The organism is Vibrio sp. S9_S30 (genome assembly GCF_014694455.1).
GTDB lineage: Bacteria > Pseudomonadota > Gammaproteobacteria > Enterobacterales > Vibrionaceae > Vibrio.
Map to the genome: position 1 here is coordinate 82,783 of NZ_JAAUWT010000006.1, position 12,680 is coordinate 95,462.

General features: G+C 45.5%; 16 protein-coding genes. 9 read left to right on the plus strand and 7 right to left on the minus strand.

The window, feature by feature from the left end:
* The 9 genes from HC752_RS08905 (at position 1) to map (ending at position 6,853) form a co-directional block, all read left to right on the plus strand.
* Positions 1–1,071, plus strand: a complete 1,071-nt coding sequence (locus tag HC752_RS08905; RefSeq protein WP_190334790.1) for a FecCD family ABC transporter permease — start codon at positions 1–3, stop codon at positions 1,069–1,071.
* Positions 1,071–1,829, plus strand: a complete 759-nt coding sequence (locus tag HC752_RS08910) for an ABC transporter ATP-binding protein (protein ID WP_190334791.1) — start codon at positions 1,071–1,073, stop codon at positions 1,827–1,829. The genes HC752_RS08905 and HC752_RS08910 overlap by 1 nt, the downstream gene beginning before the upstream one ends.
* Positions 1,830–1,860: 31 nt before the next feature.
* Positions 1,861–2,646 (plus strand): nicotianamine synthase family protein, encoded by a 786-nt coding sequence (locus HC752_RS08915; RefSeq protein ID WP_190334792.1) that lies wholly within the window; start codon positions 1,861–1,863, stop codon positions 2,644–2,646.
* Positions 2,647–2,649: 3 nt separating this feature from the next.
* Entirely contained in the window at positions 2,650–3,933 is a 1,284-nt protein-coding gene (locus tag HC752_RS08920) for an opine metallophore biosynthesis dehydrogenase (protein WP_190334793.1), read from the plus strand.
* Complete coding sequence (locus tag HC752_RS08925; RefSeq protein WP_190334794.1) at positions 3,930–4,808, plus strand: DMT family transporter; 879 nt, start codon at positions 3,930–3,932, stop codon at positions 4,806–4,808. Before HC752_RS08920 ends, HC752_RS08925 begins: the two co-directional genes overlap by 4 nt.
* A 72-nt stretch (positions 4,809–4,880) precedes the next feature.
* Positions 4,881–5,291, plus strand: a complete 411-nt coding sequence (locus tag HC752_RS08930; RefSeq protein WP_190334795.1) for a GNAT family N-acetyltransferase — start codon at positions 4,881–4,883, stop codon at positions 5,289–5,291.
* Complete coding sequence (locus HC752_RS08935; protein WP_190334796.1) at positions 5,288–5,728, plus strand: bifunctional diaminohydroxyphosphoribosylaminopyrimidine deaminase/5-amino-6-(5-phosphoribosylamino)uracil reductase RibD; 441 nt, start codon at positions 5,288–5,290, stop codon at positions 5,726–5,728. Before HC752_RS08930 ends, HC752_RS08935 begins: the two co-directional genes overlap by 4 nt.
* A gap of 140 nt (positions 5,729–5,868) precedes the next feature.
* Positions 5,869–6,075, plus strand: a complete 207-nt coding sequence (locus tag HC752_RS08940; protein WP_190334797.1) for a ParD-like family protein — start codon at positions 5,869–5,871, stop codon at positions 6,073–6,075.
* A complete protein-coding gene (gene map, locus HC752_RS08945) occupies positions 6,068–6,853 on the plus strand; it encodes a type I methionyl aminopeptidase (protein ID WP_190334798.1) in 786 nt (261 codons plus the stop codon). The genes HC752_RS08940 and map overlap by 8 nt, the downstream gene beginning before the upstream one ends.
* Positions 6,854–6,993: 140 nt before the next feature.
* Here the strand turns inward: map and rsgA are convergent, their stop codons facing one another.
* The 7 genes from rsgA to HC752_RS08975 all read right to left on the minus strand — a co-directional run bounded on the left by rsgA (position 6,994) and on the right by HC752_RS08975 (position 12,662).
* Positions 6,994–8,037 carry a ribosome small subunit-dependent GTPase A gene (gene rsgA / locus HC752_RS08950; protein ID WP_190334799.1) on the minus strand — a complete coding sequence of 348 codons (1,044 nt, stop codon included), beginning with the start codon at positions 8,035–8,037 and terminating at the stop codon, positions 6,994–6,996.
* A 344-nt stretch (positions 8,038–8,381) separates the two neighbouring features.
* On the minus strand, positions 8,382–8,840 hold the full coding sequence (locus HC752_RS08955) for a copper chaperone PCu(A)C (RefSeq protein ID WP_190334800.1): 459 nt from the start codon (positions 8,838–8,840) through the stop codon (positions 8,382–8,384).
* Positions 8,841–8,844: 4 nt separating this feature from the next.
* The gene (locus HC752_RS08960) at positions 8,845–9,453 is read right to left on the minus strand and encodes an SCO family protein (RefSeq protein ID WP_190334801.1); all 609 of its coding nucleotides are present in this window, start codon (positions 9,451–9,453) and stop codon (positions 8,845–8,847) included.
* Positions 9,446–9,886, minus strand: a complete 441-nt coding sequence (locus HC752_RS08965; RefSeq protein ID WP_190334802.1) for a hypothetical protein — start codon at positions 9,884–9,886, stop codon at positions 9,446–9,448. Before HC752_RS08965 ends, HC752_RS08960 begins: the two co-directional genes overlap by 8 nt.
* A gap of 283 nt (positions 9,887–10,169) precedes the next feature.
* Positions 10,170–10,307 carry a GEVED domain-containing protein gene (locus HC752_RS25420; protein WP_446751430.1) on the minus strand — a complete coding sequence of 46 codons (138 nt, stop codon included), beginning with the start codon at positions 10,305–10,307 and terminating at the stop codon, positions 10,170–10,172.
* A gap of 58 nt (positions 10,308–10,365) precedes the next feature.
* Positions 10,366–11,286 carry a DUF368 domain-containing protein gene (locus tag HC752_RS08970; protein ID WP_190334803.1) on the minus strand — a complete coding sequence of 307 codons (921 nt, stop codon included), beginning with the start codon at positions 11,284–11,286 and terminating at the stop codon, positions 10,366–10,368.
* Positions 11,287–12,062: 776 nt separating this feature from the next.
* On the minus strand, positions 12,063–12,662 hold the full coding sequence (locus HC752_RS08975; RefSeq protein WP_238930481.1) for a hypothetical protein: 600 nt from the start codon (positions 12,660–12,662) through the stop codon (positions 12,063–12,065).
* Positions 12,663–12,680: the final 18 nt, after the last annotated feature.

The window sequence follows — 12,680 nt, forward strand, 5'->3', positions numbered from 1 at the left end:
ATGAGCGAAGCCATCAAAGCGTCATTGCCTTCAGGAGTGTCTAGGCAACGCTCAGGTATTTATCATCAATTGCAAAAACGCCGTTTGAAAGTACTGTTTGTAACGGTAATAGCGATGAGTATTTCGGTTCTTTTTGATATTGGTACTGGCTCTTCTTGGCTGGGCGTTGATCAAGTGATCGAAGCGCTTGTTGGTGGACCGTCGGGCGACAGTTTATCAACAACGATCGTGTGGCAGCTTCGCTTGCCCGTTACGCTGACGTGCATTGTGGTGGGTGCCTCTCTCGGTTTGGCTGGGGGGCTAATGCAAACGTTACTCGCCAATCCCTTGGCGAGCCCTTACACATTAGGGATCTCAGCCGCCGCCGGATTCGGTGCTGCGTTGGCACTGTTGTCTGGTTTTTCTGTCTTCGGTCTTCATTGGCTCGGTGTGCCCGTTGCCGCATTTGTTTCATCTGGTTTAGCCAGTATGGCAATCTATACGATTGGTCGCAGCCGAAACATGGACGCTAAAGTGCTGATTCTTGCTGGTATCGTGGTTCTGTTTTTCTTCCAAGCATTGCAATCCTTAGTTCAGTATTTGGCCTCACCTGAAGTGCTACAGCAAATCGTGTTCTGGCTGTTTGGTAGCTTACTGAAAGCAAGCTGGCTGTCATTCTTCGTGTCTGGTGCAATATTGCTGGTGGGCTTAGTGATGGCCTTACCAAAAGTGTGGGCGTTAACGGCACTGTCTTCAGGGGAAGAGCGTGCACAAGCATTGGGGATTAATACTCGCCAATTGCGATTGCAAATGTTTCTGCTTTGTTCTTTGCTGACTGCAGGTGCGGTTTCGTTTGTTGGCACCATTGGGTTTATCGGCTTGGTTGCCCCACATCTCGCTCGAATGTTGGTTGGGGAGGATCAACGTTTCTATCTTCCTCTAGCTACCTGCATGGGGGCGTTACTGCTGTGCACCTCTTCTTTGGTCGCGAAACTCATCGTACCCGGCACCATTATTCCTATTGGCATTGTGACGTCGCTGGTGGGGGTTCCTTTCCTATTGTATTTGCTGGTTAGCAAGAGGTTTAGTTGATGAAACAATTATTGATTCAGGACCTCGCGCTTCACGTTGGTCGCAAGCCAGTGCTGAAGCGAGTCAATGCTCAGTTTAAAGGAGGGGAGTTCTCTGCGATTCTAGGCCCTAACGGTGCTGGTAAAACTACGCTACTGAAGGCCGTCATGGGCATACTCCCTTACACAGGGGAGGTGCGGACGACCAATGAAAATGGCAAGGCTCTCTCATCGACGTCATTTTCTTACCTATGCCAGCTCAATAAATCCTCGAGCCAGTTGACGGTGATAGAAGTGGTGCTGCTTGGCTTGGTGCACCAACTGAGTTGGCGTATTTCAGAAGAGCAGGAACAAAAAGCGGAAATTATGCTGCGAGAGCTTGGATTGATTGAATTGGCAACGCGTCCGTTCTCTCAGCTTAGTGGCGGCCAGCAACAGTTGGTGTCACTGGCGCAAGCGCTGGTCTCACAGCCTGAGGTTCTTTTGCTCGATGAACCCACAAGTGCATTGGATCTTAAACACCAAGTTCAGGTATTGGATCTCGCACGCCAGTACACGCTGGCAAACAACACGATTACCATAGCCGTGCTTCATGATTTATCTCTTGCTGCGCGTTATTGTGACCATTTGATATTGCTCAATGATGGGGAAGTTCAGCACAGCGGTTCTCCCGACTGCGTTTTAGAACCCCAAAAACTCAGCCAAATCTATCAAGTTCATGTTGATGTTGGCTGTTGCATTCATGGTCACACCCACGTTACTCCCGTCCGACCGCTTTGAGTGGACTAGGACACTTTCAAAGGATGTTATTATGACGATGACTAGCAGGCACTATCAATTATTAGTGACCATATCTACGTTCGAATCTCAAATACATACGTTGACTCAATACAGCGTGGAAAGCTGCGACTGTTTTACGTTACTTCAAGTAAAATTGGATGAGCTTTGTGCCTGGATATTGCAGGAAGAACAACAAGCCATCAGCAATGAGTTGGGGTTCAACCCGGAATACGACAGGCAGCTAAAAAAGCTGCGAGAAACGGCGGTGAAAGCCTTATGTATGCTAGAGAAGCATCAATCTATGTGTGCTCAGAATCACAGCTTAAGCGTGAGCGATTATTTGAGCCAGTTGTCTGAAAATACCCATATTGAGCTCAGAAATGCGGGCATAGAGAACGACTCAAGGGTGCTTTTTGTTGGCTCGGGTTCTTATCCGCTTTCGGCTTTTACCATTTCCCAGCTAACAGGGGCAATGGTGCACGGAGTCGACATTGATGAGCAGGCAGTTGAGATGGCAAATCGATTGAAAGCGTCTCATTTAAGTACGACGTTTGGCTGCCAAGATTTGGTTACCGAGTTTGAGAATTTTCGCCCGACGCATATTGTCGTGGCGTCATTGGTGGAACATAAATGGGAACTGTTAAGCCAATTAAAGCCGTACTTAAATAGCACACATAAAGTGATGGTGCGATTTGGAAATGGATTGAAGTCAGCCTTTAATTACCCATTTAACCCATATTTAATGGACGGATGGCAAACCGAGCTCATTCAAAATAAAGCGGCGGTTTACGACACCGTTTTAATGGGAAGGGAATAGCTCATGTCATATGAATTAGGGCGAGCATTAATTATCGGAGCGGGGCCGGCTGCGTTTCAAACGGCGAATTTGATCGCCTCATATTGCAAAGCGATGGGACTCGCGAGCCGGCAGTCTGCACGTTGGGATGAACGTTATGCTTTGCTTGAGTTAAGTGGTGTGGCGACTTGTGAAGCAGCAAAGCCGTCTCTTGAGCCTCTGTCAGGGCAAGTGAAATTTGATCATGTGTTTCCAAGTTTACCGGCAGTTACCGAACATTGGGATACGCTGATTCTAGCCACGCCCTCCCACGCCTACAAAGAAGCCTTGTTGGCATTGCCAGAACGTACCCTTAAATGTGTCACGCAGGTGGTGTTGATTTCTTCCATGTTTGGTGGGCACCAATTAGTGAAGGGCTTTTTTCACTCAAACGGCTTGTCACCGAACATAACCGTTTTTTCCAATTATTATGCCGCGACGAAATTCTCTGCTTGCAGTCAGACAGATGGGGTAAAAGTCATCACTAAAGCGGCGAAAAAGCGAGTGTATGTGCATGAAACACAAAAGGGTGGCGAGGCGACGGCGACCTTTTCTCGTGTCCTTGGCAACGTTGGGGTTGACGTTGTTGAGTTAGATAATGCGTTCAGTGTGGAAGGACGAAACATCACCACTTACGTCCATCCCGCTTTTTTCATTACCCCTTTTTCGCTGAATCATATTCTCAGCAAAAATGGCGACAAAAAGTTCATGTACAAATTGTTTCCTGAAGGGCCCGTTACTCAAACCGCCATTAAAACGCTGGTCGATCTTTGGCGCGATATATCCACTTTGATCTCACATTACTCGGGTACACCGATTAATTTGCTCCAATTTCTTAACGACGACAATTACCCCGTCCACGAAGAAACCATTTCCCGAGAACAAATTAATGGGTTCAACGAGCTCTCGCCGATTGAGCAGGAATACTTAATTTACATTCGCTATACGGCGATTTTGATCGATCCGTTTTCAACTCCGGATCAACAAGGTCGATATTTTGATTTTTCTGCGGTGCCTTATGCAAAAGGTGAGGTTAGGAATGGGGAATTGGTATTGCCACGGGTTCCGTTGGAAGACCTGCAAACTCTCTATTGGATTCAAGCATTAGCGACGTACTCTGAACTGCGCTTACCTACCGTAGAGCGGATCTTAGGTGTTTTTGAATCATGGCTAAAGGATAACAAACTGCCATCGGCCGTCGTGGATCAACTTGAATGTCAGGCGCAGGAAAACTTGCGTTGGGTTATTAAAGGAAATACATCATTATGAACAAAGGTGTGGCGCTCGCCATATTTTCAGCATTCATCTTCAGCGTAATGAATGCGCTGATTAAAGCAGCAAGCTTAACCATTCCAAGTGCCGAAATTGTTTTCTTCCGAAGCGCTATCGGTACGGTTTTGATCCTCGGGTTAATGTGGCAGGCAAACGTCAGGTTTTCTAAGACGGGTGTCCCTTTACTGGTTCTACGGGGGTTATTCGGGGCATTTTACTTGTTGGCTTTTGTGTACACCATTGCCCATATTCCATTGGCGGACGCCGCAATACTGGCGTATTTGTCTCCCTTCTTTGTGATCCTTCTATCGAGTGTCGTACTGGGCGAGAAATTACCGAAAAAAGCCGCTATTTTACTCCCCACCGTTTTGGTTGGTGTGGCGTTGGTTGTGAACCCGTTTCATTTTGACTCTTTTAATGTCTATGCGCTTGCTGGCGTGGCCAGCGCCGTGTTTGCTGCGGGCGCATCGATTACCATTCGTCACTTAAGCAAGAAGCATCATACGTACGAAATCGTCTTTTATTTCCTATTTACCGCCATGCTGGTTTCGGCTTATTTGATGAAAGATGAATTTGTGATTCCTCAAGGAATAGCGTGGGTATATTTGATAGCGATCGGTGTCGTTTCTCTTATTGGGCAAATTTTCTTAACCAAAGCCTTTACTCACGAAAATGCCGCTGTTGTTGCGGTGACTCGATACATTGGGTTGGTGTTTAATGTGCTTTGGGGGGTGATTTTCTGGCAAGAAATTCCAGATTGGATGACCGCATTAGGTGGGGCGACCATCGTTATTGCTTGTATCGCGTTATCTTGGAAAAGCACACCTAAAAAGGCGAATGCCGATCCGAGCCCGAAGCCAACGAATTCTTAATGGTGTTCTGGCTGTTAAACCCTCTAAACATCGTTTATCTTTGTTTTACAAAATTTAGAAACAGAGATGGCAATGAAAATAGTTGAATTAGATTGGACGCAAACTATTCCTGTTAGGCACGAGGTGTTGTGGCCCGATATGCCTGAGAGTTTTTGCCATGTACCTGGTGATGAGGACGCTCGTCACTATGGGGTTGAAGTCGAGGGGGAAGTCGTTTGCGTGGCGTCGGTGTTTATTGATATAGAAGCGAAATCAGCGAGGTTACGTAAGTTCGCGACCGTGCTTGAACATCGTCATTTGGGGTATGGTTCATCCTTGGTTAAACATATTCTTGAACGGTTACCAGAACTCGGAGCCACGTATTTCTGGTGCGATGCTCGGCAGTCTGCGATGGACTTTTACCACAAATTCGATATGAATGCGGAAGGCGAGGCGTTTTACAAGTCTGGAGTAGAGTATTACAGGATGGGACGACATTTATGATGGACAAGTCACAGAATGAAAGCTTCATGCGCCAAGCGCTTGAGCTATCAAAAAATGCGTTGCCGAGTTGCCGTCCCAATCCACCGGTTGGGTGTGTGTTTGTTAAAGAGGGTGAGGTTGTCAGTTCGGGCTTTTCTCAACCACCGGGCAATCATCATGCTGAAGCCGCAGCCATCGCCGCTTACACTGGTAGCTACGAAGGTCTGGTTGCGTATGTGACGCTAGAGCCTTGTTCATTCCATGGCAGAACGCCTTCTTGTGCGAAAGCCTTAGTGAAGGTTCGACCAGAAAAAGTCTATGTCGCGATTCTCGATCCCGATACTCGTAACAGTGGTGCGGGAATAAAAATCCTTGAGGATGCGGGTATTGAGGTTGAAGTGGGCTTGCTTGGGGAGGAGGTATCTGCCTTTCTGGCTCCCTATCTCATTCGAAACTGATCATGTTTTTATTTATGAGCCCGCAGCAGAATCTGTGGGCTTTTTTGTGTCCTATCACTTTGTATTGGGGTCTATATAGGTTTACATAATATATATATCGTATATGTTTTAACTATTATATGTATTCGAATGGTATGTTTATGGGAATTGTGAAGATTGGAGATGAGCTGCATGAAGAGATACGTCAATTCAGCGGTGTTATGAATCGTTCTATCAATGCTCAGGCAGAGTTTTGGATAAAAATGGGGCGGTTGGCCGAGCTAAATCCCACCAAAACTTTTCAAGAGCTGATTTTGGAGCAGATGCACAGTGTGTCTTTGGCTCAGAAAGGGGTAGCCAATGAATAGAGTGCCAATCAAATCGGCGCAAGAGATCGAATGGATGAGGGAATCCGGTCGGTTATTGGCTCAAGTCTTCACCTACTTGAATACCAAGATAGAGCCTGGGGTGAATACATTCGATATTAACGAGTGGGTGGAAGAGTATATTTTTGAAGAACTGCAAGCCCGCCCAGCGAGCATTGGTCAGTATGACTATCAATACGCGCTGAACAGCTCGATCAATCATGTGGTGTGCCACGGCATTCCGGACGAGCGAGATATTCTCAAAAACAGCGATATCGTCAACATTGATATCACGTTAGAAAAAAATGGCTACATTGCCGATTCCAGTAAAATGTACGTCATGCCAGAAGCGTCATCACAAGCTCGACATTTGGTGCAAGCCACCTACGATGCTATGTGGCAAGGGATTCATACCGTTAAGCCCGGAGCAACGCTGGGCGATGTGGGCTATGCCATACAAAAATATGCGGAATCCCATGGGTACAGTATCGTGCGTGAGTACTGTGGTCATGGTATTGGGAAAGAAATGCACGAAGAACCGCATGTGCTCCATTACGGGCGACAAGGGGCTGGAGTCAAGCTCGAAGCGGGTATGACGTTTACGATAGAGCCCATGGTGAATCAAGGGACACACAGAACGCTGCTTCAATCGGATGGTTGGACGGTGGTGACCAAAGATAAAAAACTGTCCGCTCAGTGGGAGCATACCGTATTGGTGACAAAGACAGGGTTTGAGGTGCTCACCCTTCGCCCAGATGAAAATCGCAGTGCTTCGGGGTGATCTTACTGTCCCTACGAGCCAAACGAATAAAAAGAGAAGTTTCAAATACGAACCCTAGGTTCGATCTTCAATGAAGACATTTGAAACCATCTCTATGCGGTTCACTCTTTTTTTGCGTCAGTTAGATGACGGCTGATCGGTCATTCAGATGACTTAATGTGTCTTCGATGGCTTTGAACATTTCGGTACATTTTAGTCAGAGATTTGTATTTCTGCTTTTGCTTAGTGAGGCTTGCCCCGTTACGGGCTTGTTCACGTAAAAGCTTGAAATAGTTTTTCAAACGTCGCTCTTCTAAGTGGCCTTCACTTATGGCTTTTTGAACAGCACAACCTGGTTCAGTCTCGTGCTGGCAGTCTCCAAACCGACATTCGAGTGCCAGCGTTTCGATGTCGGAGAATGTACTGCTTACCCCTTGTGAACAATTAGGGAGTTGCAGTTCGCGCATTCCGGGTGTGTCTAAAATTAACCCACCATGAGGAATTAGGTGCATTGAGCGAGACGTGGTTGTGTGTCGTCCTTTAGCGTCATCTTCTCTTATCCCTCCAGTTTTTTGTAACTCGCTTTGAGTCAACGTATTGATAAGGGTGGACTTACCCACACCAGAAGAGCCAATCACACCCGTTGTTGTTCCCGATCTGCACCACGGTGTGATCTGGGCGACACTGTCGGTATTCAATCCATTGATGCTAATCACAGGTAGAAGCGGGTCTATCGCTTGCACCTGCTCAATAAAATCATCGGTGTTTTGGCATAAGTCTGATTTTGTTAAGACAATAACGGGCTGAATGTTGCTCTCTTTTGCTAGGGTTAGATAGCGCTCAACTCGGCTGAGGTTAAAGTCGTCGTTCAATGAGCTGACGATAAGCAACGTATCCAAGTTCGCAGCGATATGCTGCTCTTGTAGCTGACTACCCGCCGCCTTACGTGAAATGAGTGTAGAACGTTCTAAATGTCGCGTAAAACATCCGTTTTTATCCAGCACAACCCAATCTCCTACGGTTAACTCTGGCAGTTTGGAGGTAATAGGAAGGGTCATTTTGCCTTGCTCGCTCCAAAGTTCATATTGAGAGCGATGATGAGCAGAGACACGAGCAATATGAAGGTGTTCGTAATCTTCTAATGTCAGTTGTTGTTGAAAGTAAGGTTGCCAACCCAGTTGTGGCAAAGTGAAACGAGAATTCATGTGTCTTCCCCAGACAACGCGCACAGAAAGGCGCCATATACAAAAGTATTGGGGTCAGAATAATGCAGATGTGCGTCGGGTTAGACGCGAGACCCCGGTTTAGAAACACCGGGCAATAGAAAGGGATTCGCTGGTAAGAAAATTGGGTTGCTAGCGAGTAACGATTTCTTTTGCCGGGTGGGTTTTAAATACAATCATGTTGACTCCTTATGGGTGAATTGTTTGATGGGTAGTCATCGTTTGACTTAGTGGAGAGCTCACCTGCACGAAGCCCATTAAAGACGTTCGATTGAAGCAGTCCGACTCTCCGCCGATATTATACTTCATAATATAGTATGAGCAACTTAGTGGTTATGCTTGTTCTCCATTCCTGATAGGACTTTTTGGATTGGTGCCTTTACGGTTTTTGTATCGCCGTTTGCGAACGTGAGGTTGATTTCAACCGATTCGCCTTCTTTTAGAGCCTGCTTAAGGTCGAAAAGCATAATATGCAATCCCCCTGGCTTTAACGACACATTGCTATTGGCTGGGATTGCTATCGTCTCGACTTGACGCATTTTCATCACATCGTTGTCCTTTATGTTGATGTGAAGTTCTACACGACCTGCGGCAGAGGTTGTGGCAGAAACAATAACACGATCTTTATCGGAACGGTTCATGATATGCATGAATGCCGCACTGGTTGGGGCATTTGGTGGAGTGGCACGCACATAAGGCTCGTGAATCATTAGACTATCTGATTCAGCAGCACTAACCAGAGGTGCTAAAGTAAGAGCGGCAAGCAGGAGAGCTTTACGTTTCATGTCGTTATCCTTGGGGATTTTGGGTTTTAAGAATATCGTTCATCGCGGCTAAAACCGGTGCTGGTGAAAGCGCATGCGGGACTTTAGTCATTAAGGTTCCATCAGGCTTCAAAAAGTAAAAGTAAGAGCTGTGATCCAAGGTGTATTGCAAGGCAGAGTCCGCAAGTTCCGTTTTCCTGAAAATGACACCGTACTTACTTGCCAAGGGCTTGGTTGTATCGAGCGGAGCAGACAGCCCCTCGATATCTTTATGAAAATAGGCGGCATATTCACTAGCTTTTTGAGGTTCATCCCGTTCGGGGTCAAGCGATATGAATATTGGGCGGAACTGCATTCGTTGCTCGTCATCGAGTTGATTGAGTGCTCCCGCCATCATGGCGAGAGAGGTTGGGCATACATCGGGACAACGCGTAAAACCGAAATAGACAATTCGGATTCTGGTGTCGGTGAGATCATTTAAGTTGACAGGTGTGTTGTCAGCCCCGAATAACGTTACAGGGGCGCCGCTATTATGACTGGCAACAGGTAAGGCACTTTGTTGTTCGAAATACATTTTGACCGAAATGCCAAGAGCGAACGCTACAATGAGCGCGAGAGCCCAATTTCTATTCATGTACCGTCCTCATTTTTACGGCAGTTTGAACGTCTTTCTGTCCATCGCTCAGTTGTCCGTACCAAGTCATCGTGTCTATGGTGCAAACAGGCAACATCAACTCGCCTTCATATTGACCGTTTCCTTGACCTTTTAGGCGAAATTGCACCACACCCATATCCATTTCCAAGCCTTCCATCTTTAACGTTAAAGATTCAGCTTGGCTATCTGGCCAAACGACGAATATTCGAGTGGGTTCCAAAGGTTGTGTGGAATCCTGCTCCATGACCATCGTCGTGCCATCGCTTTCACAAGGCGTGGTTGAAAGCAGGCAATAGTCCTCTAGATTGACAGGCTGAGTGTCTGATTGCATCGCGTCTAACACACTTGGGGTATAGTAGCCCGCTAGAAGCGCCAAAAATATGATTGTGACAGGCAATAATTTTCGCAACATTTTCTATGATAAATCACTAATTTATAAACAAGGGAATGCTAGCACATAGCGTAGTGTGCGTAACGACCTTTACGTCAGAATGTGACTATCGTGTATTCATTCGGATAATAAATCGGCGAAGGAAATAAGCAAAACGATTGCGCTTACCTGATCGAGAATAGGAGCGAGTTAACCAAAAAGGAAAAGGCTCTAAATGCAAGTGCTTAGAGCCTTTGACAACAACCTATAGGTGTGTTCAGTGAATTATTTAAAGCTGAGCTGAACAGTCATTACACGTGGTTTCTTATTGAATATCCACTGTATAATCTTCAGCTTCGCCGTCTTTGAATGTCCCACAAGCACTACTAATTGAGTTGTAGCTCATAACAACACGCATATTGGAGGTGTTGAGCTGGAAGGGAGCACGCCGTTCATTCCCCAAAAGAAAATGCCAGCCAGACTAAATGACTGGCATTGCTTAGGGTCTTGGGACGTCGAAATTATGATTCGGTTCTTGAACCGACTTTCTCAAGCCCCCAAACCAACCCAATACCTACCAACATCATTACGATGGCAAGCGTAAGTTGAGATGGTTGTTGAATAACGGATTCGAATTCAAACGGGGACAGGTTGTGTTGAACCAGTGGAACCTGTTCCCCTTTGGAGTTGGTGCGCCAAGAGATCGTTTCTTTCCAAGGCCAGATTTTCGGGAGGGTGCCCAACATAAGCCCCGTCAAAAATGTTAGCGTGTGGTCTCTGAACTTTTTCAATAGCCATGAAAGAACATGAGAGAAACTCAGAATACCCACTACACAGCCCAACATAAACAGCATCAGAATATCGATCTGTAGCCCTTTAGCTGCGGCTAGAATTGGACCATACATGCCCAGTAGTAAAAGAATGAAGCTGCCCGAAATACCAGGAAGGATCATCGCGCAGATCGCAATCATACCGGCAAGAAAGATATTCAAGTTTGTGTCTGCCATTTGATACGGGCTGACTACCGTGATGGAGTAGGCAAAGCCCACGCCTAACAATAAAAACAAGGCAGTAACGGCGTTCTTTTTCTCTACCTGTTTCATAACATGCACGACTGAAATCAAGATCAGACCGAAGAAGAATGACCAAAGTGGAATAGGGTGCTCAACCAATAGCCACGAGATAAGTTTGGCAAGCGTTAGAATACTAAGAATGATGCCGCCAAAAAGAGTGATAAGGAACAAACCATTGATGTGGTCGAAGGCGGCTTTAAAACCTTCTCTTTTCCAAATGCCGATAATGGAAGGGTTAACACGACGAATGCTTTCTAAAAGCGTATCGTAGATTCCTGTGATAAAGGCAATCGTACCGCCAGACACACCTGGTACAACATCCGCCGCGCCCATGGCTATACCTTTAAAAAAGGTTTTCAAAAGATTCATTAAAGTCGTTCATTTTCTCCGATAAGGGGTGGGGCGATTATGATATAGAATGCTTTTGAATGAAAGTGACAACTTATTCCATGCCTTAGTGGTCTTTTGGGGCAGCATTTGTGATCCCTTACATTGCGTTATCAGTCGTTTATATAAGGCGACGACATCGTATATGTTCTGCCTTTTATAAAGAACTTACAACTCACCGCGAAATTCTCTTGAAAGTTCAATAAACCCTAGAATGTGGGAGAAAATACGGTCAATTCTGATCTGCGTTTTTTACACAATTTGAGCGTATTTGAAAATAATATTTAAAGTTGGCACACCCATTGCACTATTTAACGTGACCCTTATTAAAGCCGAGGGTCACCTAGCCAACTGACGTTGTTAGTGAACCCGATTTGTTCACAAAAAATATAAGCCAATCGCCAATTGCGGTTGGCTATTTTTTTACGTTCTATTCAGGAAATCAAACCTAACCTATTGTAAATAAAGATTATTTATCTCTGCTTTGTTTTTTGGTGTCCAACACTGTTTGTCAGTGGGGAGGACCTATCAAACGAGTGCGATGCCTAATAATTCAACCTATATAATATGCGTTTTGTTTTACATTTTTGCATTGATTTGCAGAATGGGAATTGCAAAATGCGAAAAATCAGCGAAAACCACGTTTTATGGCTCAAAAGAGCCTTATAAGACAATTAGATTTTGGTCACAAATTTATACTTCGGAAAGGGTTTATCTGAAAGTTGTAAAAACGAATGGATTATAGAGAATGAGCAACACTAAAATGCCCAGCGATACGCATGGTAAATGGCTTCTTTCGCCTCTCCTCTCTGTATTAAACCAGTACTGGATAATATGTGTTCCACTGGCCAAGTTAACACCTCTTGCACGGAGGCTCTCAATAACGATGTTTTGTTGATCTGTACCCTATTCCATATTGGCAAACTCATTGCGTAAGATGCGCCATTGATAGCCGCATAGAGCCGTTGGCTTAAGGGTAGATGGGGCTGAGACATAACCAGTAAGTCCGGTAATAATAGGGTACGACTGATTGGATCACAGAAAAGCACTTTCCTAGGCTGATTAGAACCTCGTATCGAAGTTTGAAAGATTTCTCCTTTAAGAAAAGGGTGCGTTGAAGAGGACAGTGCGTCATCGAAAGTAAGATCAGAACGTGTTTGAATGACCGTAGGAGTGGCGAGAAAATAGGCTTCTGAATACGCTAACCACCATTCTGATAGAGCGTAATGATAGCTTGGTGACGATGTAATCACCTGACCCACTACACCTATCTCAGAAAGCGACAGTTGCAGCTGAGTGGTTAACTCGACTGGGTTTATCACTATTAATATCCCATCATTTCTTTTCACAACAAACATCCTATGTATGTTTGTTAT

Excerpts from the sequence above, each read along its gene's own strand:
- HC752_RS08905 (WP_190334790.1), top strand. The coding sequence starts at position 1 with ATGAGCGAAGCCATCAAAGCGTCATTGCCTTCAGGAGTGTCTAGGCAA.
- HC752_RS08910 (WP_190334791.1), top strand. The coding sequence starts at position 1,071 with ATGAAACAATTATTGATTCAGGACCTCGCGCTTCACGTTGGTCGCAAG.
- HC752_RS08915 (WP_190334792.1), top strand. The coding sequence starts at position 1,861 with ATGACGATGACTAGCAGGCACTATCAATTATTAGTGACCATATCTACG.
- HC752_RS08920 (WP_190334793.1), top strand. The coding sequence starts at position 2,650 with ATGTCATATGAATTAGGGCGAGCATTAATTATCGGAGCGGGGCCGGCT.
- HC752_RS08925 (WP_190334794.1), top strand. The coding sequence starts at position 3,930 with ATGAACAAAGGTGTGGCGCTCGCCATATTTTCAGCATTCATCTTCAGC.
- HC752_RS08930 (WP_190334795.1), top strand. The coding sequence starts at position 4,881 with ATGAAAATAGTTGAATTAGATTGGACGCAAACTATTCCTGTTAGGCAC.
- HC752_RS08935 (WP_190334796.1), top strand. The coding sequence starts at position 5,288 with ATGATGGACAAGTCACAGAATGAAAGCTTCATGCGCCAAGCGCTTGAG.
- HC752_RS08940 (WP_190334797.1), top strand. The coding sequence starts at position 5,869 with ATGGGAATTGTGAAGATTGGAGATGAGCTGCATGAAGAGATACGTCAA.
- map (WP_190334798.1), top strand. The coding sequence starts at position 6,068 with ATGAATAGAGTGCCAATCAAATCGGCGCAAGAGATCGAATGGATGAGG.
- rsgA (WP_190334799.1), bottom strand. The coding sequence starts at position 8,037 with ATGAATTCTCGTTTCACTTTGCCACAACTGGGTTGGCAACCTTACTTT.
- HC752_RS08955 (WP_190334800.1), bottom strand. The coding sequence starts at position 8,840 with ATGAAACGTAAAGCTCTCCTGCTTGCCGCTCTTACTTTAGCACCTCTG.
- HC752_RS08960 (WP_190334801.1), bottom strand. The coding sequence starts at position 9,453 with ATGAATAGAAATTGGGCTCTCGCGCTCATTGTAGCGTTCGCTCTTGGC.
- HC752_RS08965 (WP_190334802.1), bottom strand. The coding sequence starts at position 9,886 with ATGTTGCGAAAATTATTGCCTGTCACAATCATATTTTTGGCGCTTCTA.
- HC752_RS08970 (WP_190334803.1), bottom strand. The coding sequence starts at position 11,286 with ATGAATCTTTTGAAAACCTTTTTTAAAGGTATAGCCATGGGCGCGGCG.
- HC752_RS08975 (WP_238930481.1), bottom strand. The coding sequence starts at position 12,662 with ATGTTTGTTGTGAAAAGAAATGATGGGATATTAATAGTGATAAACCCA.